The organism is Pseudoalteromonas sp. SG41-2, from assembly GCF_014164535.1.
GTDB lineage: Bacteria > Pseudomonadota > Gammaproteobacteria > Enterobacterales > Alteromonadaceae > Pseudoalteromonas > Pseudoalteromonas rhizosphaerae.
This window is the reverse complement of the sequence record NZ_JACJFK010000004.1, coordinates 32,090-57,070: the sequence shown is the minus strand read 5'-3', so window position 1 is coordinate 57,070 and position 24,981 is coordinate 32,090. Positions and strand designations below refer to the sequence as shown.

The window sequence follows — 24,981 nt, the reverse complement described above, 5'->3', positions numbered from 1 at the left end:
TTAATACCCGATTAAATTTCTAATAGAGTCTTCCCTCATAGATTAGTTTAAGGTTCCTGCTGCTGCACTGATAGATAGTGTGCTTTGAGCGAAAGTTATAGTTAGGCTTGTCTTAAGTATTTCTTAAGAATTGCCTGCTATTGTTAAACTAATTATTTTTAGGGGCTTAAAAAGTGGTGATTATTTCTCGGTCTGTATCACGGTTTATGCTTGTGACGGCACTTTTTACTGCTATGGCGAGTGCGCCAGTGTTAAGTAAAGAAACCGTTGTTCCAGTTATCTCCAGTCAGCAACAACTAACCGATAAGTTAGCAGAGCTTAAAGGCCAAGTGATATTCTTAGATTTTTGGGCTTCGTGGTGTACACCTTGTCGTAAGTCTTTTCCTTGGCTTAATGAAATGCAAACAAAATACCAATCGCAAGGCTTTACGGTGTTGGCAGTTAACTTAGATGTTGAGCATCAAGATGCGGTTGATTTTTTAGCACACACTCCCGCTGATTTTCCTATTATTTATGATCCTGATGCACTAATAGGCAAACAATTCGATTTACTCGGTATGCCAAGTAGTTATGTGTACGGCCGTGATGGCAAAATAAAATATCGCCATATTGGCTTTAAGAACAGTAAAAAAGCGCAATATGAGCAAGAAATAACTCAGTTATTAGCCGTTCAGCCTTAAGAAGAGGTAACGATGAAAAAATTAATAAAATAGCCTCCTTATAATGTTACTTGGTTCACAATTCCTCCCCCATTGGATTATTCGCTAATTTGCTCAACACAGTGATATTAAATCGTTTTTAAAGCCCTCTTTGCCGTTATTTTTTTAGAGCGTTTCAATATTTACTTAGCATGCTAAGTAATGTTAAACTAGTTAGCATGCTAAGTAACTAGGTACTATTATGATTTCATCACCTCCTTTTCATGAAACTTTAGATTTAAGTTTATGCGGTAGCATGGGGCGCGTTTTCCGACTCTGTCGCGATGCCGTTACTCTCGCTGTTGAGCCTTTAGGGTTAACACAATCTCGTTGGACTGCGATGATCCATATCCATCATTTAAAACAAGGTGTTACACAACAAGAACTGGCTAGCAGTTTGGGGATTGAAATGCCTTCGCTAACGCGAACAATTAAACAGTTAGAGCAACAAGCGATTATTGTTCGTCGCATTGATAGCGATGATAAACGTAGTCGTAAAATCTATTTTACTGAGCAAGGATTACTATTATTAGATGCGCTCAGAGATATTATGGCTGAGGTTAAAACACAACTTTATGCAGAACTTACAACGCAGCAGCTTGATACTATGGCCTATGGTTTAGTGCAAATGGAAGCCAATGCTCGACGTTGTATTAGCCACTTTTCTGGAGAGAAATAATTCATGACACCGGATCAAAAATTTGCCCGCTATGTAAAAATATCATTAGTTGGGTTTATTTTATTGTTCGCTTACTTTGTCGTTGCCGATATGTTTTTACCGGTTACTCCGCAAGCGCGCGTATATCACCCTGTAGTGCAAGTAACGCCACAAGTGAGTGGCCGCGTGAACCAAGTATTGGTGAATAATAATCAAGCGATTAAAACGGGTGAAGCGCTATTTTTAATAGAAGCAGCTCCTTTTAAATTAGCACTAGAGCAAGCACAACTGGCTTATGCTGATGCGCAGTTGCAAAACCAGCGCTTAGACAGCAGTGTTAAAGCGATACAGGCTCAGCTAGCCGCTGGAAATGCCAAGCTGCATGAGCAACAGTTGTTATTTGATCGCAGTGAATCGTTATTGAAAAAACGGTCTATATCGGAGCAAGAGTACGAAACAATTAGCGCTAATTATCAATCAAGTAAAGCGAATGTCGCAGCTATTGAAGCACAGTTAACCGAGGCAAAACTGGCACGTGGGCAATTAGGCGAAGACAACCTAGCATTACGCCATGCGCAAAACCAACTGGCACAAGCGAAACTCAATTTATCATACAGCATAGTGACTGCTGATGCTGATGGTAAAGTCGCAAACTTGCAAGTAAGCACCGGAACATTTGCTAATAAAGGTCAACCGATGTTAGCTGTTGTGGCCAATAAAGCTGATTTAGTGGCTGATTTTCGTGAAAAGTCGTTAGTTAATATTAAAGTGGGCAGCAAAGCAAAAGTAACGTTTGATGCTCTGCCAGGCCAAGTATTTGCTGCTACAGTGAACTCTTTTGAAGCTGGCGTAAGTAATGGGCAGCTCAATGCTAATGGCTTATTAAGCAGTACTGAAAGCAGTAATCGCTGGGTTCGTGATGCGCAGCGCCAACGTATTCACATTGATTTAGAGCAAGCACAGCTATTAAGTAAACTACCTAGTGGTGCACGTGCAACAGTGCAGCTACTGCCTGAGTCAGTAATTGGGCAATGGTTTGGTGTCATGCAAATTCGCTTTATCAGTTTACTGCATTACATTTACTAATAAGGCTTTATTATGTCTGCATCAGTCCCTGTAAAACTAGACCAGAATGGCCTTCGGCAAGCGTTGCGTATCGCTGGCGGCAGCGCGTTGGGATTTAGTTTATGTAAATTGATGAATTGGCCAAATGGTATTTTCTTCACCGTTTATCCTATGTTGATATTAGGATTAGTGCCGATTTTAAATGCACATATCATTCGTCAGTTTTTTGCCAGCGCGGCATTTAGTGGGTTATTTGTATTAATAGTACAGGGGTTATTTTCTCATTTACCAGTGGCGATGACCTTGCTGTGCTTTTTAGCGTTTGCATTTTTGTTTTATCAAATGAGCTGCGGTGCTAACTTTTTGTTTGGTGCTTTAAGTGTCGTTAGTTTATCTATTCAACTGCACTTTTCTAGTTATGTTGGTAATGGCACAAGTATTTATCCGTTGATCATCAGCAATGGTTTAGCAGTCGTAGTGACCGTGTTAGCGGCGGTATTAATGCACTTTGTATTTCCTGATGTTGCACCACGCCAAGGTCGGGTGATGCCAACAAAAGCAAAAGAGAGTATTCGCCACGAAGTACTGTTGTGCGCTACGGTTGCTACACTGTCGTTTGTGATTTTTCAGGTATTTGATTTACAAGATTCAATTTCAGCACAAGCGGCATCGATCTTAATTTTGTTTCCATTGTGCTGGAAAGCCGCTGGCATGGCTGGTTGGCAACGAGCAATTGGCACATTAATTGGTTGTAATTTAGCGTTAGTATCGCAGCTGTTTTTGTATAATCACACCGATATTCTGATTTTTCCGGCGCTGATCTTGTGGGTTTTAACCTTTATATTTAGCCGTTATCATATTTTAGGTGGCGGTATCCCTGGTGTTGGATTTGGGGTTATTACCACATTTGGAATTTTATTTGGTCAGTCTCTCGGACCTGGGCAAGACTTGGTTTACAGTGCGCTTTATCGGTTTTCGTCTGTATCGGTTGCGATAATCGTGAGTTTATGTGCGGTGTATATTATGCATCATATTCTTAACCGGTTTAGTGTCACCCGTCATCATACTTTCGACTAATATAATAACCGCCTTAGTCAGTTCCTTATGCACTAGGGCGGTTATTACTTTGTTATACTAACTGTGTTTAAATAATGATCACTTTAGGCGTGAGTTTATAAACCACTAATTAACACAATCGCTACTCAACGATGCGTTAAGCTGATTTATTGCGAGTGTTATTTTCGCGGGATCAACCATAAAGTCAGCGCGCCTAACAATATCCCCCAAAATGCCGAGCCAATAGAAAATAAAGTAAGATCAGAGGCGGTGACCAAAAAAGTGATCATTGCCGCTTCAGTATAGTAACTATCAGACAAAGCTTGCTGTAAGCTCGAGGCAATGGTGGTGAATAAAGCAATCCCCGCCAAGGCTAAAATAAGTGCTTGTGGCAAACTTGCCACCAAACCCACTAGAGTCGCTGCTCCAATCGCCATCAGGATATAAAAGCCACCGCCCGCGATACTTGCCCAGTAACGCTTTTTAGGGTCGCTGTCGGCATCTTCACTCATGCAAATTGCCGCAGTAATAGCTGCTAAATTAATGGCATAACCACCAAAGGGGGCAATAAGGATATTACTAAAACCAGTGACATTGAGCGCTGCAGAGATGGGGGCTGGGTAATTATGTGCTTTTAACACTGCAATGCCTGGCAAGTTTTGTGAAGTCATAGTGACGATATAAAGCGGAATACCTACGCTGATCATCGCTTGTAAATTAAATTCAGGAGCGATAAACGCAAACTCGCTCATTTTCCATTGCCAACTGCTGGTATCTATTTGTCCTGTAACGCCTGCCATTACAAATCCGGCAATCAGTACTATAAGCATTGAAAAACGTGGCATTAAACGCTTACAGACTAAATAAACCAGCACCATCGCACCAATTAGCAATGGTTTTTCACCCATAAAGTTAAATACATCTATGCCAAAAGTCACTAAAACACCGCCAAGCATTGCACAAGCAATTTGACTCGGGATACGTTGCATTATTTTTTCAAACCAGCCTGTGATCCCTGATATAAATACCAGTAAAGCACTGAACATAAATGCGCCTACAGCTTGATTTAAACTATAACCTTGGGCACTGGTAATGAGTAAAGCGGCACCGGTTGTTGACCAGGCAATTAAAATTGGGATTTTATAGTAGTACGATAAGCCAATTGAAGTGACACCCATCGCAAGACCTAACATAAGTACCCAACTTGCAACGAGCTCCGCTGTGCCACCTAGCACAATAACGACTTGGTAAATAAGTGCGATAGAGCTGGTAAAACCGATGATCACCGCAACTAAGCCCGCAGTTAAACGGTTTAATAGTTGATTTGATAGTTGCATGTGGTTCCTAAATCGTTGAATTCAATCGTTCTATTTATACACAAATATTACTTTGATGCTAGGGCGTGTTTATCTTTCAAGGTTACTTATGACTAAGGTCTTACTGGTTGGAGAAAGTATTGATGTTCTGAGGTAGTGATAAAGTGTTAGATTTGTAATGGCGACGGTGTAACAGTTTTCACACGTCACCAATGACAGCTTAGTATACAAAGCAATAGTCGTTATTTACGACTAAAATTTTACTGTACTACAGCGCTTAATTTGGGGCTTGGAGTTGGCTGTTCCATCACATCTTTACTGTCTTCATCGAAGGCTAAGCTTAAATTCTCTGGGCGGTCAAAAATACCCAAGCGAATGCGAATAAAATGCAAGATTTCACGAGCCACATTGATCCCCAGTGCAGCTTCTAAGCCTTCAAATCCAGGGCTTGAATTTGCTTCGCAAATTTTAAAGTGATTATCATCAAATAATAAATCAATACCAGCAACGTCTAAATTGAGTACATTAGCTGTTTGTGTAGCTAACCATTCAATCTCTGGAGTAATTGGGTGCGGTTTACCAGTGCCACCTGCACTCACGTTCGCTTTAAAGTTTTTACCGCCAGAGTTTCGCTCCATACATGCGACAGCACGGCCACCAATAGTGAGTACTCGCAAATCACGACCATGGCTAGATTTAACAAACTGTTGCAAGATGATATTAGCTTGCGGGTTGGCGGCTTCAATTAATTGCATTAAATCGTCAAATTCGCTTTTTGACTTTGATAAAAATACGCCACTGCCCTGCGAGCCTGAAAGTGTTTTAATCACCACTGGAAAGCCTATTTGCCTATCTACTAAGTCGATATTTACTGGAAATTTTACCAGCATAGTATTTGGTGTAGGTAAGTTACGCTCAGCTAAAATTTGCTGTGCAAACAGTTTATCTTTTACCGTCTCAATTGATTGTGAGCTATTAACGCAGTACACCCCTAGTCGCTCGAGATGGCGAATAATTGCTAGTGCAAAATAGGTGGTGCTGGCGCCCATGCGAGGAATAACAAAGTCAGGCAAAGTTGTGGTTACACCGTCAATTAGAATGCTTTTGCCATCTTCGCGGGTGATAGTTAAATCAAATTGATCGGGAGAGAAAACTTGTAAATCGATACCTTCTTCTTTTGCTGCGGCCAGTAAACGCTCTACTTCGTAGGTCTCTTGTTTTAGTAATCCAGCACTGTCTTTATAAATGATCCAGCCACGCATGGTATTTCCTCTTGAGTATTGATCCGCAGCTCACAGAAAAAATAGGCTCACTACGTTATAGATGTTCACAGTCACTTATGATGATGAGAGTCTGCGGCAAAAGACGCGGAGTATGAGGTTCATCTGATGTGCAGTAAAACAAATAAATTTTATCGTCACGATAATATTATTTTTCAGATCTCATTTTGGTTAATCAATAGTCGGTGTTTTTTTATTGCAATAAAGTATGTAACTGTAAAAGGTATAATTGATAAGTTAATGTTAACTTAAAAGGTTGTGTTATGAGGGGGAAAGTTAGCTTTTAATAGGTTTTGTTTGATGAAATTATTAACCATAAGATTAATATGATAAATATTTAAAAAGACTGTTTTTATTTTCGGTAACAAATTTATGCTTGCGCTTTAATTTACTCTGATGTAAAAATAACAATATATTAACTTTTAGATCTAAAAGAGAGACAAATGAAAAGGGCTATTGCATTTATAATTGTCGTTCCGATCAGCGCTTTTTTGCTATATGAGTTTGTTATCTACAAAGAAAGCAATGTCACCCATTCGGTTGCTGCGAGTGACGTTCAGTTATCGGGTATAGCGCCTAAGAAGCTAGCCGCTAAAGTATCAGCTGATATATCGTTGCCAAGTGTGTCAGCTACACAGCCAGCTGTAGTAGATCAAACGTATGATGAATTTGATGCTATTAATCGTCTCTCAGAGAAAGCAGAGCAAGTTCTCAAAGCCTCAGGATTATTGCCTACAGATTTACATAACGAAGCTTATATCGAGTTCGATTTAGTGGCGCTCAGAAAGCTCAAGCAAGGTGATAATTTTGATCTAGCTATTCCACAAACTGCTGAAACTTTTAGTGCAGAGGTGACTAATATTATTGCAGCAAGCAATGGTGATAAAAGTATTTTTGGCCGAGTGCTTGGTGCTGATGGGCGATTTCACACCACCGTAATGACTATTGGCGAAGACGCTATATATGGTCAATTAACTGCACCAAGCGGTAATTATGTATTTGAAAGTAAAGGTCAATATGGTTGGCTTGCGGCAAAGCGAGATCTTTATAAAAATCATATGGAACATCAAGTAACGAAACAACCAACCCCTCAACCAAGTAATGGTGAAGATCCATTTGCGCCAAAACCTACGGGTAATAATTTATAGAAATTTAGCAAAATAAATTTTTATAAGGCAATAAACACAACCAAAAAGGAACTAACATGAATAAACGACTAATTCCCTTAGCTGCATTTTGTGCATTAGGTATGACAGCAACTAGCCACGCTGCGACAATTGATATTGCGATTTTATATACAGATCAAGCGGCGGCTGCCACTGCAAACATTAATACTAAAATTAACCAGTATATTGCCTTTAGTAACCAGGTTTACAGTCAAAATGGTATTGATATTACGCTTCGATTAGTTGGTAGCGAAAACTTAGGAAATCATGCGATTACACCTTCAAGTAGCTGGTTAAATTCAGTCACTAACAGTAGCTATATTCAAGGCTTACGCAATAGCTGGGGTGCTGATATGGTCGCGGTACTTGGCACCGGTCAAAGCGCTGGCAGTAACTTAATTTCGTGTGGTATTGCGTGGGTTGGCAGTGGCAGTAACGGCAATTTATATAGCTCAGTAAGTAACAGTATGTACAGCATTACAGCGGTAGATTGTGGAGCAACAACCTTCGTACATGAATTGGGCCACAATCAAGGCTTAGCGCACTCTCGTAAGCAAGGCGATACCGCCGGTGGTGTTTATGTTGATGGTATGGGCCATGGCGTACAAAATCAGTTTGCCAGTATTATGGCGTACCCTCATGTGTTTGGAAGTGCCACGCAATACGATTACTTTTCTAACCCTAGCTGGGATGTTAATGGTATCCCCTATGGTGTAACTGGTGAGTCGTTTGCATGGCGTACAGTAAATGCCACTAAAGACAGTATTGCTAACTTTAAATAGCGTTTATTTTTAGTACATAGTTTTTTCCCTTTTGAGCGCATTTGCGCTCTTTTTATTATTTAATTAAACCAAACCTAATTATGATAGATTTATTACTCAAAGATCAGCTTAGTTAGTTTAAAGCAGGCCAAAGTGTTGCACCATCGCCATCGATTGCATTGAGCACTTTAATTCCCAGTACTTTGGCAATAAGTGGATATATATCTAAATTATTTACTTCATCGATTACTAATGAATTTTTAAATGCTGGGCCATTGGCAATAAAGGTTGCCGCCATATCTTCGCTATACGCATAGCCATGGGTACCTAAATAGCTTACTTTACCGGTATCAGCAAAACTTCTTGGTGCTGTGGTTTGTAAAATAATATCACCAGTTCGGCCATTGTTAGCATAGTGATAAAGCTTACGTTGTTCATCACTTAGCACGGTATAGCGCCCTTTTGCTGCTTTCGTTAAGTGTTGTTTATATGCTGTGATCTCAGCTTTTGTAGTGCCCTTATTAGCATAGATCAATACTCTCGGTCCGGTATTTTTAACCATAAACTTGTCGTCTTTCGGTAAGCTGCTGATAGCAATACTTTGGTTTGGCTCAACGGTACTCATACCATGATCGGAGACAATCACTAAGTTAACATTTTGCTCTAGTTCATTAAGACGTTGCTGTAATTGCCCCATTAATACATCTACTTCTTTTACCGCTTGCTTGGTTTGCTCAGCATCAGGCCCATATTCATGGCCCATACTATCTACCAGTGAAAAATAACTAACAACTAATTGCGGGCGCTGCGCTGCTGGCAATGTTAGCCATTGAATAATTTGATCAACACGATTTTGATAATCACTGTGTTTTGAATAATGGTAAAAGTAATCCGGCAGCATGCCATTAAATCGCGCATCCGATTCTGGCCAAAAATAAGCGGCTGATTTTAATCCTTGCATCGACGCCAAATTCCACAGTGGAATACCGTTGAACCATGTGCTGTCGTCTTTCCCTTTTCCCATGCTATAGCATTCATTTCTTTGTGTATCGCAAAAGCGGTTATCTACTACGCCATGATTAATTGGCAATAAACCTGTAATAATAGATATATGATTAGGAAACGTTTTAGTCGGATATACCGGGCGCATTTTAGTTGCGCGAACTCCCGATTTAGCTATTGCGGCTAAATTTTTAGCACCGTGTTTTTCGATGTAATCCCAGCGGAATCCATCAAGAGAAACAAGTACTACGGTATTACTTGCAGAGTTTTTATCGTCTTTAGCGTGGCTAAAAGAGCTATAAATGAGCAATGCTAATAACAGAAAACTTAAAATAGGCTTCATTGTATTACTACCTTTGTTGGGCATTATTGGTAATCAGAAGATAAACAAATACGTTACGATATGCTTATGTTTAATATGCAGTGTACCGCTATTTTATGACCGTGATAATTATTAATAGATAAATTTATGTGCGAACAGCAGTCATGGATATTAATTTAGTAAACAAGCTGTTAGATTAAAAGTAGACAATAAAAGGAGCGTCTATGATCGATTTCAGCAAAAAAATAACGTCAGCGCGTGAGCTGCGCTCAACCCCTAATTTACAGATGGCGTTAGAAAGCGATCGTGGCCGTATCATCAATAGTGCTGCAATTCGCCGCTTACAACAAAAAACGCAAGTGTTTCCGTTGGAGCGCAATGCTGCGGTACGCTCGCGGTTAACTCACTCTCTCGAAGTACAACAAGTTGGGCGTTTTATAGTGCAACGCATCTTTGCGAATTTAACGGCCAAACAACAAGCTGAATATGGCCTAACAGGATTAGAGAGGCCGCTAGAAAGTCTGGTTGAAATGGCCTGCTTGATGCACGATATAGGTAATCCACCGTTTGGTCATTTTGGTGAAGCTGCGATTAATCACTGGTTTAACGCAAATTTAGCAACGCTTACCCCTCAGCGCTGCGCCGATCCACACACGGGAATTGGCTTAATATTTAAACATTTAGCACAAGATATTTGTAACTTTGAAGGTAATGCGCAAGGTATCCGTATTGTACACTCACTATTATCACTTAATTTAACCTATAGCCAAACGGCTGGTATTCTAAAATACACGCGTCCGGCAAGTATGGCGAAAGAAGATATACCGCGAACTAAAAATTATTTGATGAAAAAAGTAGGCTTTTACTACAGTGAAAAAAACTTTGTTGAAAGATTGCAAAAAGAGCTATTGATAGAGCCACAATGTCGCCACCCCGGCAGTTATATAATGGAAGCGGCTGATGATATTTCATATTGCTTAGCTGATATTGAAGATGCCGTAGAAAAGGGCATTATCACTGTTGAGTTATTATGCGATAAACTCAAACAGCATTATCAAAAAGTGTTAACTAATCTTACTATTGACGATGCAGAACATCAGCACGTGGTTGAAAAAGCAGTTAACTATGCCCTCGATAAGGCCGCTCAGCAACCTTATAACTTTAATAGCGAGTTTTTTATTTATTTACGGGTAACTCTACTCCACCCTCTGGTTAATTATGCGGCCAAACGTTTTATAGATAATATTGAAGCGGTTTATCATGGTGATTTTAATCAAGCCTTGTTAGAAGACCGCAGTCATTTACATGCTATAACCACCACTTTGAAACAAGTGGCGTTTGAATATGTGTTTTCACATAAGGAAGTCGGTAAACTTGAATTACAAGGCTATCGAATTATCAATGGATTACTTGATTGTTATAAGCCATTACTGCTGCTAAGTCATGATGACTTTAAACGGGTGCTCAAAGGGGATGGTCGTTTCTTAATTGAAACACGGTTACTCAAAAAGCTTTCGAAAAAGCATTTAAATAGCTATTTACAAGCCATTGAAGCGATGCAAGCAGAACCCGATCATGTACTCGCTTATGAGTTTTATTATCGCTGTCGATTTATTCAAGATTATATCAGCGGCATGACAGATCAATTTGCTTACGATGAATACCGTACCTTGATGGTAATTGATTAGCAAAACACACTGCTAGATAAATTTGCGCACAACTATTAAACTGGGTTTATTGTGTTATTTTGTTTAATAGATTTATGATGGCTCACGTATTACGACTTTGCTTATTTATTTTATTTACTTTTAGTTTCAATAGCTTTGCTAAATACAGTGAAGCTATGTGCATTTTGTATAAACAACAAATGCAGCAATACAGCGATAATACAAGTAGCCGTAGTTATCGAAATGCGGCAAAAGATTATAAAAACAACTGCAGTAACCCACCTCCAGCAGCGTCTCAAGCGCAACCAGCACCTGTAGTGATTGCACCAAAAACACATGTTGATAATAAAATAAAATCTACATTAGAGACGCAAAACTCGACTGTAAACCCCCTTGACAGCAATTCGTCAGTAGCCAAAAATGAGCCAGCAGAAGTTCAAAGGGAGGCGTCTGTAATTGTTGAAAATGTTGAGAATGTCCAAAGTATTGAAGTTGAGCAAAAGAGCAGCGCAGAAACCACAGTCGAACAGCCGCTTGGGCAAAACAATGATGAAGTTGACGCTACACCCGAAGCCGTAATAACAAGCGAACCTGCGACGATAAAGGTAACAGCCCCAGAACCAGTGCGCACTGAGTCGGATTCGTTATTGATGCCAAGTTTACTGTTGTTAGTAGTTTTACTCTTAGCTGCAATGTTGCTGCAGCGCTTACGGGCTAACAAAAAAGCAGCAGTTGAAACTGCGCCGCTGATTCCTGCAACTGATGAGGCTTCAAGTACAGAAGCCGCTGTATCAAAATTAACCCCCGCAAAGGCTGAGCCCGCAGCAAGCGAATCCACTGTTGCGCCAAAAAAAGCGGTTATAGCAGAGCAAGTAGTCATTGCAACTCCACAAACTGAAGTGATAAGTGCAGACGATGTGAACGTAAAAGTTGAGCTAACGCAGCGGCTTTTTAAAAATGAGCATGATTTTAAAGAGCCTGAAGTGCGTATGTTTGATCCTGATGCGCCATTACCAGGTCAGAAGCCACAACAACCTAAAAATGTCATAAAGCCTGCGACGATAAATGTTAAAGCTGATCTTGATACTAATTTAGAACCACACCAAACGACCACAACAGAGCTCGATAGCGAAGCTGAGCAATTACCTAAAATGGATGATGAAAACGTTATTCATTGCGCAACGAATGAAGTAGCAAATGAAATTGTCCATTCGGATGCTGTTAATAGTAGTGGCCAAGTGCTCACATCAGGCCTTTCGCAAATGAGGGAAGTTAAGCTATCAACGACCGTGGATGTTCAACCACAAGCTGATACTTTAACGGTAACTGACAGTGATGATGAAATAGCACAGGCGCTTGCGGCATTAAACGATGAATTAGCAGCAGAGCAGCATAGTGCATCAGAGCACGATGAAAGAGATGATATATCTGGCGCATTTGTAGCAGATCCAAATCAGAGTAAAGCTAACCCATTTGCTAATTTATCACTCGACCCTACTTGGGATCCAAATTCAAAAGAAAAGCCGACGATTGTCCCGAAAAAAACAGTGCCAAAATCAGCCAAATTAATTGCAGCACAAGAGCGTGCAAAACAGTTAAAAACCGACGATTAATTTATTAATTGTCGCTGGAGATTGATTCTCCAAAGCTCAGACTATTTCGTTTAGTAGCAGCCTGCTCTGGGCTGTTACTTGCTGCTATAAATTACTTTATTGGTATGAGTTAAGATTACGAACCGCTTCACCCTTTTAGCATGTCGCCAACTAAAAAATAAAATCACAACGGTAATAAACAAACAAATACAGACAATCCCCATTAATGAAGAAGCATGTTGTAATAAGCTTGTTTGGGGGAGTGACTTTACGTTTTGAGTAGCTAAACTAATCGATTGCATGCCTTTTCTGGGTAGGATGATTTCATAGACATGATCATTAGGTTGTACTTCGGCACGTTGTAAGTTGCCCGCTGTTTGCCATTGTAATTCAAACTGTTGGCGTTTTTTTCGCTGATGCTCCGTACACCAAAGTGCATTAATGGTGGCGTTTTCTTTAGTTTTACAGCGCGCTGGCAACTCATAAAAATTGCGCCATGCAGTCTGTTTTGCCGTGTTGTTATATGAGTGTAGATAAAAACCAGCTGTTATTGGTGATTCAATTATATTCGCGAAGCTGTCTTTATCGGTTGATGTTGTGATGTTTTCTCTGCGATTACAAAAATCAGCTAGTCGAGTTAATAGTGTTGTGTCAGGTTGTTCTAATTGCGGTTGTGTCAAAGGGGAGTAAACAGCGGATGCAGTACATAGCGGGCTGAAACTGAGGGAGATTAATATAAAAATCCATTTTTTCATTAGTTACGTCCTGTAAAAGATGAACTTACAGCCTACCATTATTTTTTGTTATTGCAAACTTTATAGGTACAAAAAAATAAGACGGTAACCGTTAAAAGCTTATATTTGGCTTGAAAGCACATGAAAAAATTATTATTGATTCTAAGTGTGTCAGTACATTGTTGTTAGTGGGATGATACACAATCCCAAGTAATGGTGGTTTTATTAGACCTAATACGAATCTATTTGGTTAGGGTAATATATTGAAAAATAAAGTGTCAATATTAAAACCGTTAACCAGCGTTGGGTAAACGGTTTTAAAAATGCTTTAATGCATGTCTAGGAAGTAATAGAGCATTGTGAAAGGTAAATTATTAGTTTGCGTTTAGCGTTTTTGTGCCACATAACCACTAAAACCAAGTGTTTTAAAATACAACTTGCCACTATTGAAGCCTGTTTCATCGAGTAAGTCGGCAAGACGAATTCTATCAAGTGGGAAAAACTCATGCTCAAAATTATGCTGCATGCGCTCTACCCCTGTTTCAGTTAAGCCTAATTGTTTGCTGAGTATCAATTGGGCATCACGCTCAAAAAGTGTTTCTGGACGCATTAAATCGGCTAAATATAATTGCCCATGTGCTTTTAGCTGTGTGCTAATTGCTTGCAACATGGCTTTTTTATCGCCGTTATCTGCCACAAAGTGCATCACTAATAAGCATAATGCGGCATCCGCTTGTTGTTTAAGTTCGGATGGCGAGCCTAAGTGTAAAGTAACCCGTTCGCTGATCCCAAGCTCAACAAATCGTTGCTTTGCGATATCGAGCATGTCTTGTGAGGTGTCTTGTGCAGTGAAATGCCACTTAGGCTGCAAGGCAGCAAGGAGGGCGACTTCTTTACCGGTACCGGCGCCTATTACCAAAATATGCGCTTCATCGCCGAGCGTTGCTTGTAGTTGCGCTGCGGTACTGCTGTGCAGTAATTCATACCCCGGTACTAAACGAGGAATGCGAGAATCATACTGCGTTGCTTCGTCTTGTGTAAATGTTGGCATTACTATTCCTTAAATAATTGTAACAGTCGAATAGCCACCAGGTTTCTTGGCGACATGAACTTGGGTAGCAACCCGTTCTGTCATTTGAGATACATGGGAGATCACGCCCACTTTGCGCCCCTGCGCTTGTAATGAATCAAGTGCATCCATGGCAATGCTTAATGTTTCACTGTCTAACGTACCAAAGCCTTCGTCAATAAACAAAGAGTTAATACTTACTTTATTGGATGACAAAGATGCAAGGCCCAGCGCAAGTGCCAACGAGACTAAAAACGACTCGCCGCCGGATAAGGTATTAACTGAGCGTTGCTCATCAGCCATGTCCTTATCAACAATGGCGATATCCAAGGTTTGCTCAATAGCTGTAAGTTCATAGCGTTTGTTTAACGTTCGTAAGTGGCTGTTTGCATAGTGTAATAATATTTTTAGCGTTTGCGTTTGTGCTAAGTTACGCATGGTTTTACCCGTTGCATCACCCAAGACTTTATTAAGTACATGCCATTGCTCGACGTGTTTTTGCACGGTTGCCAATTCAGTTTGTTTGCCTTGCAGCGCCTGACGGTTTTGATTGTGCTGTTCAAGTACAGTATTGGTTGCAAGCAGTGCTTTGTGCTGAGCAGCTTGCTGATCGTTTAAATTGGCTAACTGTTGAATAAGCTCAGCATGGCTTTGCTTAGGTTTATCGCTGTTTTGATGCTGTAAGTAAGCGTGTTTGTGCTGCTTTAACGCGGCATTTTCATCTATTAAAGCTTGCGCTAATTGTTCATGTTGCTTTAAATGCGTTTTAATTTCATCGCTACTTAGTGTTAGTAAAATTGTGACCTGTTCGTGGCTTGCATCGCTGTAGCGGCTTTTAAATTCAGCAAACCATTGATTATAGCGAGTATCGAGGTCGGCTTGTTCTTGCGTATTTTCAAGTAGCCGTTGCTCGAGGCCTTGCAGCGTTATCGCGTGCTCGTCGCGTTGTTTTATCGCGTTATCGTGCGCTTTTTGGCTGTGCTGAAGCTGTGCTTGGCATTGCTCTTGTTGAGCAGCTAGCTTCGTTTGGTAGTCGTCAGCACTAATGTGTTCATTATTAAATAGCGCTAAGCGCTCACTTTGCGAGCTGCTATGTTGTTGCTGTGCTTTGGCTAAATCATCATTTAGGTTTTTTAAGATTAGCTCAGCATCACTGATCAGCGGTGTAAACTGCTGCATCTGTTGGTCAGCGCTATCGAGTTGTTTTTGCGCTTGCTCAAGCTGCTCTTGGTTGTGCTGATATTGCTCAACTTGCTGGTTTAACTCAGTTAAATCAAGTGTATTATTTTGTAGTTGTTGCCAAAATTGAGCCTCTTGAAATTGTGAACCAAGGGTCGCGGTTAGCTCATTAATTTGTGTGCTTAGCTCACTTAGCTTGCTATTGAGCTGGCTTTGTTGATTGCTTAGTTCAAGGTGGCGTGTATGTAACTGTTGTTGAGCTTGCTGCTCATTTTTAAAGATACTTTGCAGTTGGTTTACCTGCTCTTGCAAGTTGCGCTGTTGTTTTTGTGTTGCATAATACTGTGTTTTTTGTTCATTGAGCGCAATGTAACTGGCCTCCAATTGCTCTGAGGTTAAGTCATTAAGTTCAGTGCGGGCCGCTTGCATGGTATGTTTTATTTCAAGCTGTTTAGTCTGTGCAGTCTGTACCGCTTGGCTGTGTTGTGTGTGTTCAGCAACGAGCACAGCATGCTGAGTTTGATGCGAGTGAAGCTCTGCTAGGGCATTTTCGTAGTGCTGTTTTGCAGTTTTATAGTCATTTTCAAAAGCAGCGATTAAGTTAGTTAATTGCTGATCTGCGAATGGGTGTTCGGTTGCTCCACATACCACACAAGGTTCATTTGGCGTAAGTTGAGCACGTAAATGTTCGACACTTTCGCTGGCACGCAAGCGAGCTTGATTTAGTGCGTATTCACTGTGTTTAAGCGTTTGTTCTCGTGTTACTAGGTTCTGGGTTAGCGTTGTTTGTGTTTGCTCGCCCTGACTTAGTTTGCTTGCAATAACACTTTGTTGTTGCGTGCTTTGCTTTAGCTCTTGATTAAACTGTTTGTAACGCTCGCGTTGCTCTTTTAAGTAATCGATACTTTTAAGTTTGGCATCACATTGCTCAATATTAAATTGGCCGTGTTGCTTGTTGAGTTGATCAAGCTTTTGTTGTTCGCTTAAAAGTGTTTGTTCGCTTAGCGTCAGTTTTTTAGTTTGTGTTTCCAGCTGCTCGTTTTGCCTTATAAGCTCAGCTGCTAACTGTGTACTTTGTTCAGTCGTTGTTGCAAATTGCTGCTTAGCGTGCAAAAACTGATTGAAGCTATGCTGATAGTAATTCCAATCACTCGCTAGTTGCTTTAGTTGACTATGCTGGGTTAGCCATTGCTGGTGTTGCTCGGAATGTTTTTTTGCTTGTTGATGACTTACTTGGCTTTGTTTAAATTGCTGCTGTAAATGAGTAAGTTGTTTTTGCTCTTTTTCATTTTGCCTTGTAATGCTGGTTATGGTTTGTGTTTGCATCGCAAGTTGATTGTCGAGCTCACGCGCTTTAGCAATGATTGGTTCTGCGCTTTTTTGCTGTTGTTTCGCCGTTTGCAAGCTCTCGTTGTGCTTTTCAAGTGCGCTGGCAAGATCAGTAATGAGTGCCGCGTGATCGATACTCTTTAAATCATTTACCTTGGTATTTAGTTCATTATTTTGCGCCGTTAAGCTTTTAAAACGATTGCGATTGTCTTTAATTTCCAGTGCACTTTGCGCTTGTTTAGCCTGTTCACTTTGTGTTGCAATGGCTTTAAGCGCTGTACTGGCTTGTTGTTGATTTTGTTGTGCTAGATTCAGTGCTTGCTCTAAGCTATTGGCTTGCTTATACCAGTTTATACCCTGCTCGATGCCAGCTAAGGTTTTTGTAGTATCTTCAATTTGCTGTTTTAAATCATCAAGTAGTTGAGTTTTCGCGGCAAGTTCTTCGTCGGTGAGTAAGGTATAACTGGCTAAACTGGCTTTGAGCAATTCGAGTTTATTTAGCTGTTCTTTATGGCGCTCAAAAATACGTTTACCAATCAAGCTAAATTTATCTGTGCCAGTTAAGCATTCTAAAAGCTGGGCTCGTTCATCACCCGTGGCCTTTAAAAATGCCGCAAACTCATGTTGCGCTAATAATACCGCCCGCGAGAATTGTTCAAAGTTGAGCCCTATTTTACTTTCGACTTCTTTTATGGTGTTGCTTTTATCAGCTATTAGCGTTTCGTCTGGCAAAGTATAGAGGCTGTGCTCAGCTACTTTTAACTTGCCGGTTATTTTTTTATGAGTTCTTTGAATGGTATAGCGCGCGCGATAGAGCTGTTTATCTTGGCCTAAAAAATCGACCTCGGCAAAACCTTCCCATTTACCCTTACGTAATAAGTTACGTGGGTCATTTAACTTTATACTGTCGCCATTAAAATCTATTAAGTTACCTTTATCACCTCTTAATCGAGCTGTTTTGGTATAAAGGGCTAAGCAAATCGCATCTAAAAAAGTGCTTTTTCCTGCACCGGTGTCGCCCGTTATGGCAAATAAACCAGCATCCCTTAACGGTGCTTTGGTAAAGTCGATTTCGGCGTCAACAATTGAGGCTAAGTTATGGATGCGTACTGCGGTTATTTTCATAGTTGTTCTTGCTCCGCAAGTTCGCTTATTACATCGTTTAAAAGGGTTTTTAGCTCATCCGGGACAGCTTGCCCCGCCATGTCTTTGTTATTGGCAAACGCTTGCTCTAATAACATTTGCGGGTTGAGCATCTCGACTTGGCTTAAATCTTCAAAGACAGTTAAACGCTGCTCTTTATTTTGCTGACGAACGCGTTCTATGCCACAAAAGCGCACTTCTTTGTTCTCTAGTGCTTTTTCAATTTGCTCTCGAAAGGTTGTATCGGTATCACCTGCACTAAGCTTTACTCTTACATACGGAGCTTGGCTATATTGGCTTAGGTCTAGGCTCGATAGTTGTTGGCATAATTGTTCAAGAGGTACGCACTCTCCTTCAGGTAATAAAATCACTTCTGTTGGGCGAGGAATGTAAAGGGGGTTTACAGTCACTGCAATCGTATCATCAGTGGTGGTTGTAAACTCAGCAACACATACTTGGTGTTTATAGTTGCGCTCTGAAAACGACATCGGCATTGGTGTACCGCTATAGCGGATTGTCTCGGACTTTGCGACTATTTGCGCTTTATGCAAGTGGCCCAGGGCAACGTAATCAGCATGATTGCTAAACACGTTTGCTGTGACTGATTCTTCTCCGCCAATTATCAAATTTCGCTCAGAATCACTAGAGATATCGCCGCCCTTGGCATGTAAGTGCCCCATCACTATTAGCGGCGTTGTTGCAGGCTTATCAATGAGCGCATGCTCAATACTTAGCTGGTACGCCTTAGCTATGCCTTGAGCGTAATCGTGACCGTTTTCAGTGTGACTAAGTGAACTAACATCACTGGCACGTAAAAATGGCATTGCAACGATATGAGCTGTTACAGGGTTGCTATTTAAACGCAGTACCACATCTGCTGGACTATTCGCATCAAAACGGCCTACGACCTGAGTATCAAACTGAGCAAGCAGCGGCTGGGCAGCCATTATGCGATTTGCAGAATCATGATTACCGGCAATAAGCACTATTTGTAATGCAGGGCAGTGTTTTTTAGCATCTTTTATAAATTGGTAGAGTTGATTTTCACTGCTAGCAGGCGGGGTAGCTGTGTGATAAATATCACCAGCGACTAACAGCAGATCTATTTGTTGTGTGATGAGCGTGTCTATGAGCCAACTGAAAAACACCTGATGCTCTTGGCAGCGATTGTGTTCGTAAAATTGTTGGCCTAAATGCCAATCTGAGGTATGTAAGACTTTCATGTCACGCTCTTAAAAAACAGTTAAGAGCGTCAATATACCCAAGCTAAATTAAGATGCAAGGGCACAAGCTGAATCTTTAACTTGTTAGGTTATACCAAGCAAAGATCACCATGGGTAAAGCTAACAATGCCAGCACTAATGGTACTTTGAGAGCTTTGGTTTGTTTGGCCTGCAGTACTTTTAACGCATTCGTTTCGTTACAGGCAGCTACTTTATCAATATAAAAATAACCTGAATCTAAATACTGTTTACAACTTTGTTCATCTGCTGGAATTGCAATTACTTCTTGTTGTTTTTTTAGGATATAAAAATCCATATGCCCACCGCATTTTACTAGTATGTTGAAACACTTTTGAGGAGAAAAGCGATGCTTTTAACCCCCTCAAATCAAAAAAGTGGGCGATTTTAAATACAAATGACTATAAAGGTCAACTAAAGAATTCATTATTTAGCCATTAATACAAAAATAGCCGAAATTAAGCTAAAAGTTATGCTTATAACCACCAAACTACTGCATAAAACAAGCCACTTTTTACGTTTTTTACTATGTTTTGGAAAGCGAGCGAGTGCGTCGTTTTTATCGCAAGCCGTAACGACTTCAACAAACTTAAAGCCCCGCTTTTGATATTCATTTAGTTGCTTAGTCTGAGCTGGAATTGCCGCAACACTATTATCTTTTTTTACAATGTAAAATTTCATCGGTTACCCCTGCAAGCTGTCAGCTAACTTATTCAATACTATGGTATGAGGGTTTACTACTCATCGTTTAGGTTAACGTGTTTACAAACTGTAAAGCTAACTGTAATTGACTTGCATTAATTAAGCCTGAATTTCGTACAAAAGTTGCTGTAAACCCCCTTTACAATAATTGCCTTGTTGTTAATCATCAGTATTTAAGAATAAGTTATTTTTTACCCTATAAATGCGGCGGTTTATCGCTATTTCATTGAATATATCTCACTATTTTGACAAAGTATGCTTACGAAAAATTAACAGGATTAATTATGAAAAAAGCAGTTGTAACTTTAGGGGCTATATTTTTACCGTTAGCTCTCTCAAGTACTGTTATGGCTTCTGCAGTTGAGCAAACAAAAGGCAGTTATGTTGATAAGTTTCGCCAACTTGATGAAGTGCTGCCTACACCGAATGTTTATCGTAGTGCAGCAGGTGAGCCTGGTGAAAAATATTGGCAGCAGCATGTTAATTACGACATCGATGTAAAGCTTGATGAAAATGCACGTCGCTTAACAGCAAGTCAAACCATAGAGTATAAAAATAATTCACCGCACACACTCAAGTATTTATGGTTGCAACTCGATCAAAATATTTTTAAAAGCGACTCTATTGCAGAACGTACTGCTACATTTAACGGCTCTGCCCTACAGGGAGATCCACAACCAAAAGCAACTAAATTAAGTTTAAGTCAGTTACGTCGTCAACAATTTATGAGTGACAATGAACTTGGCTTTACAATTGCTAATGTTAAAGATGATAACGGTAAAGAATTAAAAGTCACAGTTGTTGATACACTAATGCGTATTGACTTAAATGAACCACTGAAACCAGGCAAAGACACTGAATTCAGCATGGACTTTGCTTTTAACATCGTCGAAGAAGATGCCGTTGGCGCTCGCTCTGGTTACGAGCATTTTGAAAAAGATGGCAACGACATATTCTTACTTGCTCAATGGTTTCCGCGTTTAGCTGCTTATACAGATTACGAAGCATGGACTAATAAAGCCTTTTTAGGCAGTGGAGAGTTTACGCTAGAATTTGGTGATTATGATGTTGAGATCACTGTTCCTGCCGATCATATCGTCTCTGCAACGGGTAAGCTTGATAATGCTAGTAGCGTGCTGACCCGTACTCAGCGAAACCGTTTAGAACAAGCCAAAAATACAAAGCGCCCAGTATTTATCGTTACTGAAGATGAAGCCTTAGAAAATGAAAAAGAAGGCACAGACAAGACCAAAACATGGCACTTTAAAGCTGAAAATGTGCGTGACTTTGCATGGGCGTCGTCGCGTAAATTTATGTGGGATGCAAAAGGTTATCAACAAGGCGGTAATGATCAGCCATTAGTGATGGCTATGTCATTTTTCCCCAAAGAAGGTGGCGATCTATGGAAGAAGTATTCGACCGAAGCAATCGTACATACAATGGAAGTTTATTCACGCTTTTCATTTGATTATCCATACCCTGTTGCGCAGTCAGTCAATGGTCCAGTAGGCGGTATGGAATATCCAATGATCACATTTAATGGCCCTCGAACTGAGTTACAGGATGACGGTTCGCGTACTTATTCACAAGCTGAAAAGCGCTTTTTAATTGGCGTGGTGATCCACGAGGTTGGTCATATTTATTTTCCTATGGTGGTGAACTCTGATGAGCGCCAATGGACTTGGATGGATGAAGGTTTAAACAGCTTTTTAGATGGTGTTGCTGGGCGTGAATGGGATCCAACTATTCCATGGGGGGTTGAACCACGTGACGTTGTTGCCTACATGAAGTCTGAAAATCAAGTGCCGGTAATGACTCAGTCAGACAGCGTACTGCGTTTAGGGCCTAATGCTTATACCAAACCTGCGGCCGCACTGAATATTTTGCGTGAAGTGATTTTAGGCCGTGAGTTGTTTGATTTTGCGTTTAAAGAGTACGCCCAGCGTTGGAAGTACAAGCGCCCTACCCCTGCTGATTTTTTCCGTACCATGGAAGAAGCATCAGGTGTTGATTTAGATTGGTTCTGGCGTGGCTGGTTCTATAGCACTGATCATGTTGATATCTCGCTCGATAAAGTCTATCAATTACGTTTAGATACTAAAAACCCTGATATAGATTTTAATCGCCTACGTGATATTGAAGCGGCTAAACCTATGCCACTATTTGTGGAACGTAATAAGGCTGAAGCTAAAAAGCTATGGGTTGAAGAAAACTCCGACGTAACTGATTTCTACGATGAAAACGACCGCTTCACTGTTACTAACAAAGAGCGCAACTCGTATAATAAATTCTTAAAAGGCTTAGAGCCATGGGAGCGTAAAGTACTCGATCGCGCAGTTGCAGAAGATAAAAACTATTACGTGCTTGAATTTTCGAATTTAGGCGGCCTAGTAATGCCAATTTTACTTGAGCTTAGCTATGAAGATGGTACTAAAGAAGATCGTATGATCCCTGCCGAAATCTGGCGTCGCAACCACAAACATGTGCAAAAACTTATTATTACTGATAAGAACAAGCCTTTGGTATCAGTAACGGTTGATCCTCGTTGGGAAACTGCAGACGTAGATGTTGAAAATAATAACTACCCTCGTCGTATTATCCCTTCACGTATTGAAGTGTATAAAAAAGAGCAAAGTAAAGCCAAAGTCAGCCGCGATATCATGCACGATATTAAAACTGAGCTAAAAACAGGTGACGAAAAAGACAGCGATAAGGAGCAAGAATAATGCGTTTTATGCTTATTATTCTTGCTTTTATAGTTGCTATGCCAGCGATGGCGCATCAACTTAAAGCATCAGTAACTACAGTTTTATTTAATAAACGTACTAGTAATATTGAGCTAATGCATCGTTTTTATTTACATGATACCGAGCATGCTGTGGAGCATTTATTTGCCGGTGGTGCAGATATTATTAGTAATAAAGAAGATCAACAACGCTTTGTAGATTACATCGAATCACATGTTGCTTTACAAACTCTCGATGGTGAGCCGCTAGTGCTGAAGGAAGTGGGTGCGCAAGTTGATGGTAAGTTTTTTTGGGTTTATCAAGAAGCACCGATCCCAAAGGATATTAAAGGTATCCGTATGAGTCACGGCGCGCTGCGCGATTTATGGCCTGCGCAAGTGAATATGGTTAATGTTGAAGGTAAAGGCAAAGTGAAAACACTGCACTTTACCCAAGATGACACTTGGCTAGAAGCGCGCTTTGAACCAGCTAATACAGCGGTAGAGCAAACAAAGTAGGCAAATTTAAAAGTCCCCCAACCGACGCGCACAGTAGTTTTGTGCGCGTTTTTTATTAATTTTTATATTAAATACGAATATGTTCCTTTTCATATCTAATTGCGTAAACTATCTTAAAGTAAGTAATTTGGATGAAAATCAAATCATATACAAGGAGTGGTATGAATACGTATCAAAGTACAGTAGCTGGGGTTATTTTTGATTTAGATGGCACCTTAGTATCATCTGAACTTGATTTTACTCTTATCAAAGCTCAAGTCGGTTGCCCTGACGAGCATGATCTACTTAGTTTTATTGATGGCCTTCCGTCTCCTTACATGCGTGAGGAAGCAATGAATATTGTCCATCAGCATGAGCTTATTGATGCTCAACATGCAACGTTGTTACCTGGTGTAGCGCAAGCTATCGCGCGTTTAAAAGAGCAAGCAATACCAATGGCAATCGTGACACGTAATTACGACCGCGCTACTGCGCTGAAATTAAAAAATAATCCGTTGCCAATTCAAACTGTACTCACGCGTAGTGATGCCCCCCCTAAGCCAGATCCGAGTGCTTTGAATGCAATTGCAACGTTATGGGGAATAGATCAGCAACATATACTTTATGTTGGTGATTATCTTTATGATATCCAGGCTGCACATAATGCCAATATGCGTGCTTGTTTATATGCACCGAGTGATGTTCCTGCATATGCAGAACAAGCTGATTATATTCTGCACCATTTTTCTGAATTGCCTAAGTTAATAAATAATTTAGGGCAAACACGACAATCTCGACTTATAAATGCTTCAGTTTAAGTAGAATTTTAGTGTTATGTTAAATAGCGTGTTGTTTAACTTTTATAAGCGTAAGTACTGTTAAGCGAAATGTCATAATTGTGATTTTGCAGTCATTTAATCACTAGCTCAATACTGCGCAAATTGTTAAAATGTTGCCAATATCGAGTTTCCAATAGAGGCATAAGATGGGCAGAGCATTTGAAGTACGTAAAAGCTCCATGGCGAAAACAGCCAATGCTAAAACCAAAGTTAATTCTAAGTACGGTAAAGAAATTTACGTAGCAGCAAAAAATGGTGAACCTGATCCAGAAGTAAACCAGTCGCTAAAACGCTTAATCGAACGCGCGAAGCGAGATCAAGTACCAGCACATGTCATCGAAAAAGCGATAGAGAAAGCTGCTGGCGGAGCTGGTGAAGATTATGCAACAGCCCGTTACGAAGGCTATGGCCCAGGTAACTGTATGGTGATTGTTGACTGTTTAACAGATAACCCAAATCGTACTATTAAAGATGTTCGCTTACCGTTTACTAAAACCGACTCAAAAATAGGTACACCAGGCTGTGTAGCACATATGTTTGATCATTTAGCTGTACTTGGTTTTAGTGGTGACGATGATGAAGTGGTACTTGAAGCTTTAATGATGGCTGATGTTGATGTAACCGATGTAGAAGTTGAAGATGGCAAAGTATCGGTTTTTGCTCCACATACCGAATATTACAAAGCAAAAACAGCATTAGAAGAGGCGTTTGCAGGTATTATTTTTGAAGTTGACGAAATCACCTTCGTGCCACAAGTGCATATAGAAATTACTGATGCCGATGTTATCGCTAATTTTGATAAATTTATTGCAATGTTGGAAGATTGTGACGACGTACAAAACGTTTATCATAACGCCACGGTAGTGAATTAGGCTGAAGTTATAAATTTAGCTAGTAGTAACACTAGTTTCGAGAAGATACAAAAGCGCATTTCATTGC

The 24,981-nt window shown here is 40.3% G+C and carries 21 protein-coding genes; 12 read left to right on the top strand and 9 right to left on the bottom strand.

Annotated elements, in window-relative coordinates:
* Nucleotides 1-206: 206 nt before the first annotated feature.
* The 4 genes from H5186_RS04270 (at nt 207) to H5186_RS04255 (ending at nt 3,498) form a co-directional block, all read left to right on the top strand.
* Nucleotides 207-680 carry a TlpA disulfide reductase family protein gene (locus tag H5186_RS04270; protein ID WP_179959137.1) on the top strand — a complete coding sequence of 158 codons (474 nt, stop codon included), beginning with the start codon at nt 207-209 and terminating at the stop codon, nt 678-680.
* A 220-nt stretch (nt 681-900) separates the two neighbouring features.
* Entirely contained in the window at nt 901-1,377 is a 477-nt protein-coding gene (locus H5186_RS04265) for a MarR family winged helix-turn-helix transcriptional regulator (protein WP_182717320.1), read from the top strand.
* 3 nt (nt 1,378-1,380) lie between these two features.
* Nucleotides 1,381-2,442, top strand: coding sequence for an HlyD family secretion protein (locus tag H5186_RS04260; protein ID WP_149980335.1), 1,062 nt, complete (start codon nt 1,381-1,383; stop codon nt 2,440-2,442).
* Between the two features lie 12 nt (nt 2,443-2,454).
* Nucleotides 2,455-3,498, top strand: coding sequence for a DUF2955 domain-containing protein (locus H5186_RS04255; protein ID WP_182761148.1), 1,044 nt, complete (start codon nt 2,455-2,457; stop codon nt 3,496-3,498).
* Between the two features lie 158 nt (nt 3,499-3,656).
* Here H5186_RS04255 and H5186_RS04250 read toward each other — a convergent pair whose 3' ends face one another.
* Together H5186_RS04250 and H5186_RS04245 are read right to left on the bottom strand one after the other, a co-directional pair.
* Nucleotides 3,657-4,814, bottom strand: coding sequence for a benzoate/H(+) symporter BenE family transporter (locus H5186_RS04250; RefSeq protein WP_182717321.1), 1,158 nt, complete (start codon nt 4,812-4,814; stop codon nt 3,657-3,659).
* Nucleotides 4,815-5,053: 239 nt separating this feature from the next.
* Entirely contained in the window at nt 5,054-6,055 is a 1,002-nt protein-coding gene (locus H5186_RS04245) for a RimK family alpha-L-glutamate ligase (RefSeq protein ID WP_182794161.1), read from the bottom strand.
* 461 nt (nt 6,056-6,516) lie between these two features.
* On the opposite strand from H5186_RS04245, the gene H5186_RS04240 reads away from it, so the two are divergent.
* Both H5186_RS04240 and H5186_RS04235 read left to right on the top strand, forming a co-directional pair.
* On the top strand, nt 6,517-7,221 hold the full coding sequence (locus tag H5186_RS04240; protein WP_149980339.1) for a hypothetical protein: 705 nt from the start codon (nt 6,517-6,519) through the stop codon (nt 7,219-7,221).
* A gap of 56 nt (nt 7,222-7,277) precedes the next feature.
* On the top strand, nt 7,278-8,021 hold the full coding sequence (locus tag H5186_RS04235) for a zinc-dependent metalloprotease family protein (protein WP_149980340.1): 744 nt from the start codon (nt 7,278-7,280) through the stop codon (nt 8,019-8,021).
* Nucleotides 8,022-8,133: 112 nt separating this feature from the next.
* On the opposite strand, the gene H5186_RS04230 is transcribed toward H5186_RS04235, so the two are convergent.
* Nucleotides 8,134-9,345, bottom strand: a complete 1,212-nt coding sequence (locus tag H5186_RS04230) for an ectonucleotide pyrophosphatase/phosphodiesterase (protein ID WP_182717323.1) — start codon at nt 9,343-9,345, stop codon at nt 8,134-8,136.
* 203 nt (nt 9,346-9,548) lie between these two features.
* On the opposite strand from H5186_RS04230, the gene dgt reads away from it, so the two are divergent.
* Together dgt and H5186_RS04220 are read left to right on the top strand one after the other, a co-directional pair.
* Nucleotides 9,549-11,012 carry a dGTPase gene (gene dgt, locus H5186_RS04225; protein ID WP_182794160.1) on the top strand — a complete coding sequence of 488 codons (1,464 nt, stop codon included), beginning with the start codon at nt 9,549-9,551 and terminating at the stop codon, nt 11,010-11,012.
* A 74-nt stretch (nt 11,013-11,086) separates the two neighbouring features.
* Entirely contained in the window at nt 11,087-12,604 is a 1,518-nt protein-coding gene (locus tag H5186_RS04220; RefSeq protein WP_182794159.1) for a hypothetical protein, read from the top strand.
* Between the two features lie 74 nt (nt 12,605-12,678).
* Here the strand turns inward: H5186_RS04220 and H5186_RS04215 are convergent, their stop codons facing one another.
* The 6 genes from H5186_RS04215 to H5186_RS04190 form a co-directional block, all read right to left on the bottom strand.
* On the bottom strand, nt 12,679-13,338 hold the full coding sequence (locus tag H5186_RS04215; protein ID WP_182739343.1) for a hypothetical protein: 660 nt from the start codon (nt 13,336-13,338) through the stop codon (nt 12,679-12,681).
* Nucleotides 13,339-13,702: 364 nt separating this feature from the next.
* Complete coding sequence (locus H5186_RS04210; protein WP_182717327.1) at nt 13,703-14,368, bottom strand: class I SAM-dependent methyltransferase; 666 nt, start codon at nt 14,366-14,368, stop codon at nt 13,703-13,705.
* A gap of 9 nt (nt 14,369-14,377) precedes the next feature.
* A complete protein-coding gene (locus H5186_RS04205; RefSeq protein WP_182794158.1) occupies nt 14,378-18,019 on the bottom strand; it encodes an AAA family ATPase in 3,642 nt (1,213 codons plus the stop codon).
* Nucleotides 18,016-19,260: an exonuclease SbcCD subunit D C-terminal domain-containing protein gene (locus tag H5186_RS04200; RefSeq protein ID WP_149980347.1), complete on the bottom strand. Its 1,245-nt coding sequence runs from the start codon at nt 19,258-19,260 to the stop codon at nt 18,016-18,018. Before H5186_RS04200 ends, H5186_RS04205 begins: the two co-directional genes overlap by 4 nt.
* Before the next feature lie 76 nt (nt 19,261-19,336).
* Nucleotides 19,337-19,576 (bottom strand): hypothetical protein, encoded by a 240-nt coding sequence (locus tag H5186_RS04195; RefSeq protein ID WP_145238872.1) that lies wholly within the window; start codon nt 19,574-19,576, stop codon nt 19,337-19,339.
* 128 nt (nt 19,577-19,704) lie between these two features.
* Nucleotides 19,705-19,959 (bottom strand): hypothetical protein, encoded by a 255-nt coding sequence (locus H5186_RS04190; protein WP_182794157.1) that lies wholly within the window; start codon nt 19,957-19,959, stop codon nt 19,705-19,707.
* 305 nt (nt 19,960-20,264) lie between these two features.
* Between H5186_RS04190 and H5186_RS04185 the strand changes: the two genes are divergently transcribed.
* The 4 genes from H5186_RS04185 to H5186_RS04170 all read left to right on the top strand — a co-directional run bounded on the left by H5186_RS04185 (nt 20,265) and on the right by H5186_RS04170 (nt 24,914).
* The gene (locus tag H5186_RS04185; RefSeq protein ID WP_149980349.1) at nt 20,265-22,706 is read left to right on the top strand and encodes a M1 family metallopeptidase; all 2,442 of its coding nucleotides are present in this window, start codon (nt 20,265-20,267) and stop codon (nt 22,704-22,706) included.
* Nucleotides 22,706-23,224 (top strand): DUF6702 family protein, encoded by a 519-nt coding sequence (locus H5186_RS04180; protein WP_149980350.1) that lies wholly within the window; start codon nt 22,706-22,708, stop codon nt 23,222-23,224. Before H5186_RS04185 ends, H5186_RS04180 begins: the two co-directional genes overlap by 1 nt.
* A 161-nt stretch (nt 23,225-23,385) precedes the next feature.
* The gene (locus tag H5186_RS04175) at nt 23,386-24,021 is read left to right on the top strand and encodes an HAD family hydrolase (protein ID WP_182717332.1); all 636 of its coding nucleotides are present in this window, start codon (nt 23,386-23,388) and stop codon (nt 24,019-24,021) included.
* A gap of 167 nt (nt 24,022-24,188) precedes the next feature.
* Nucleotides 24,189-24,914 carry a YebC/PmpR family DNA-binding transcriptional regulator gene (locus H5186_RS04170; RefSeq protein WP_182761151.1) on the top strand — a complete coding sequence of 242 codons (726 nt, stop codon included), beginning with the start codon at nt 24,189-24,191 and terminating at the stop codon, nt 24,912-24,914.
* The last annotated feature ends 67 nt before the right edge of the window (nt 24,915-24,981 follow it).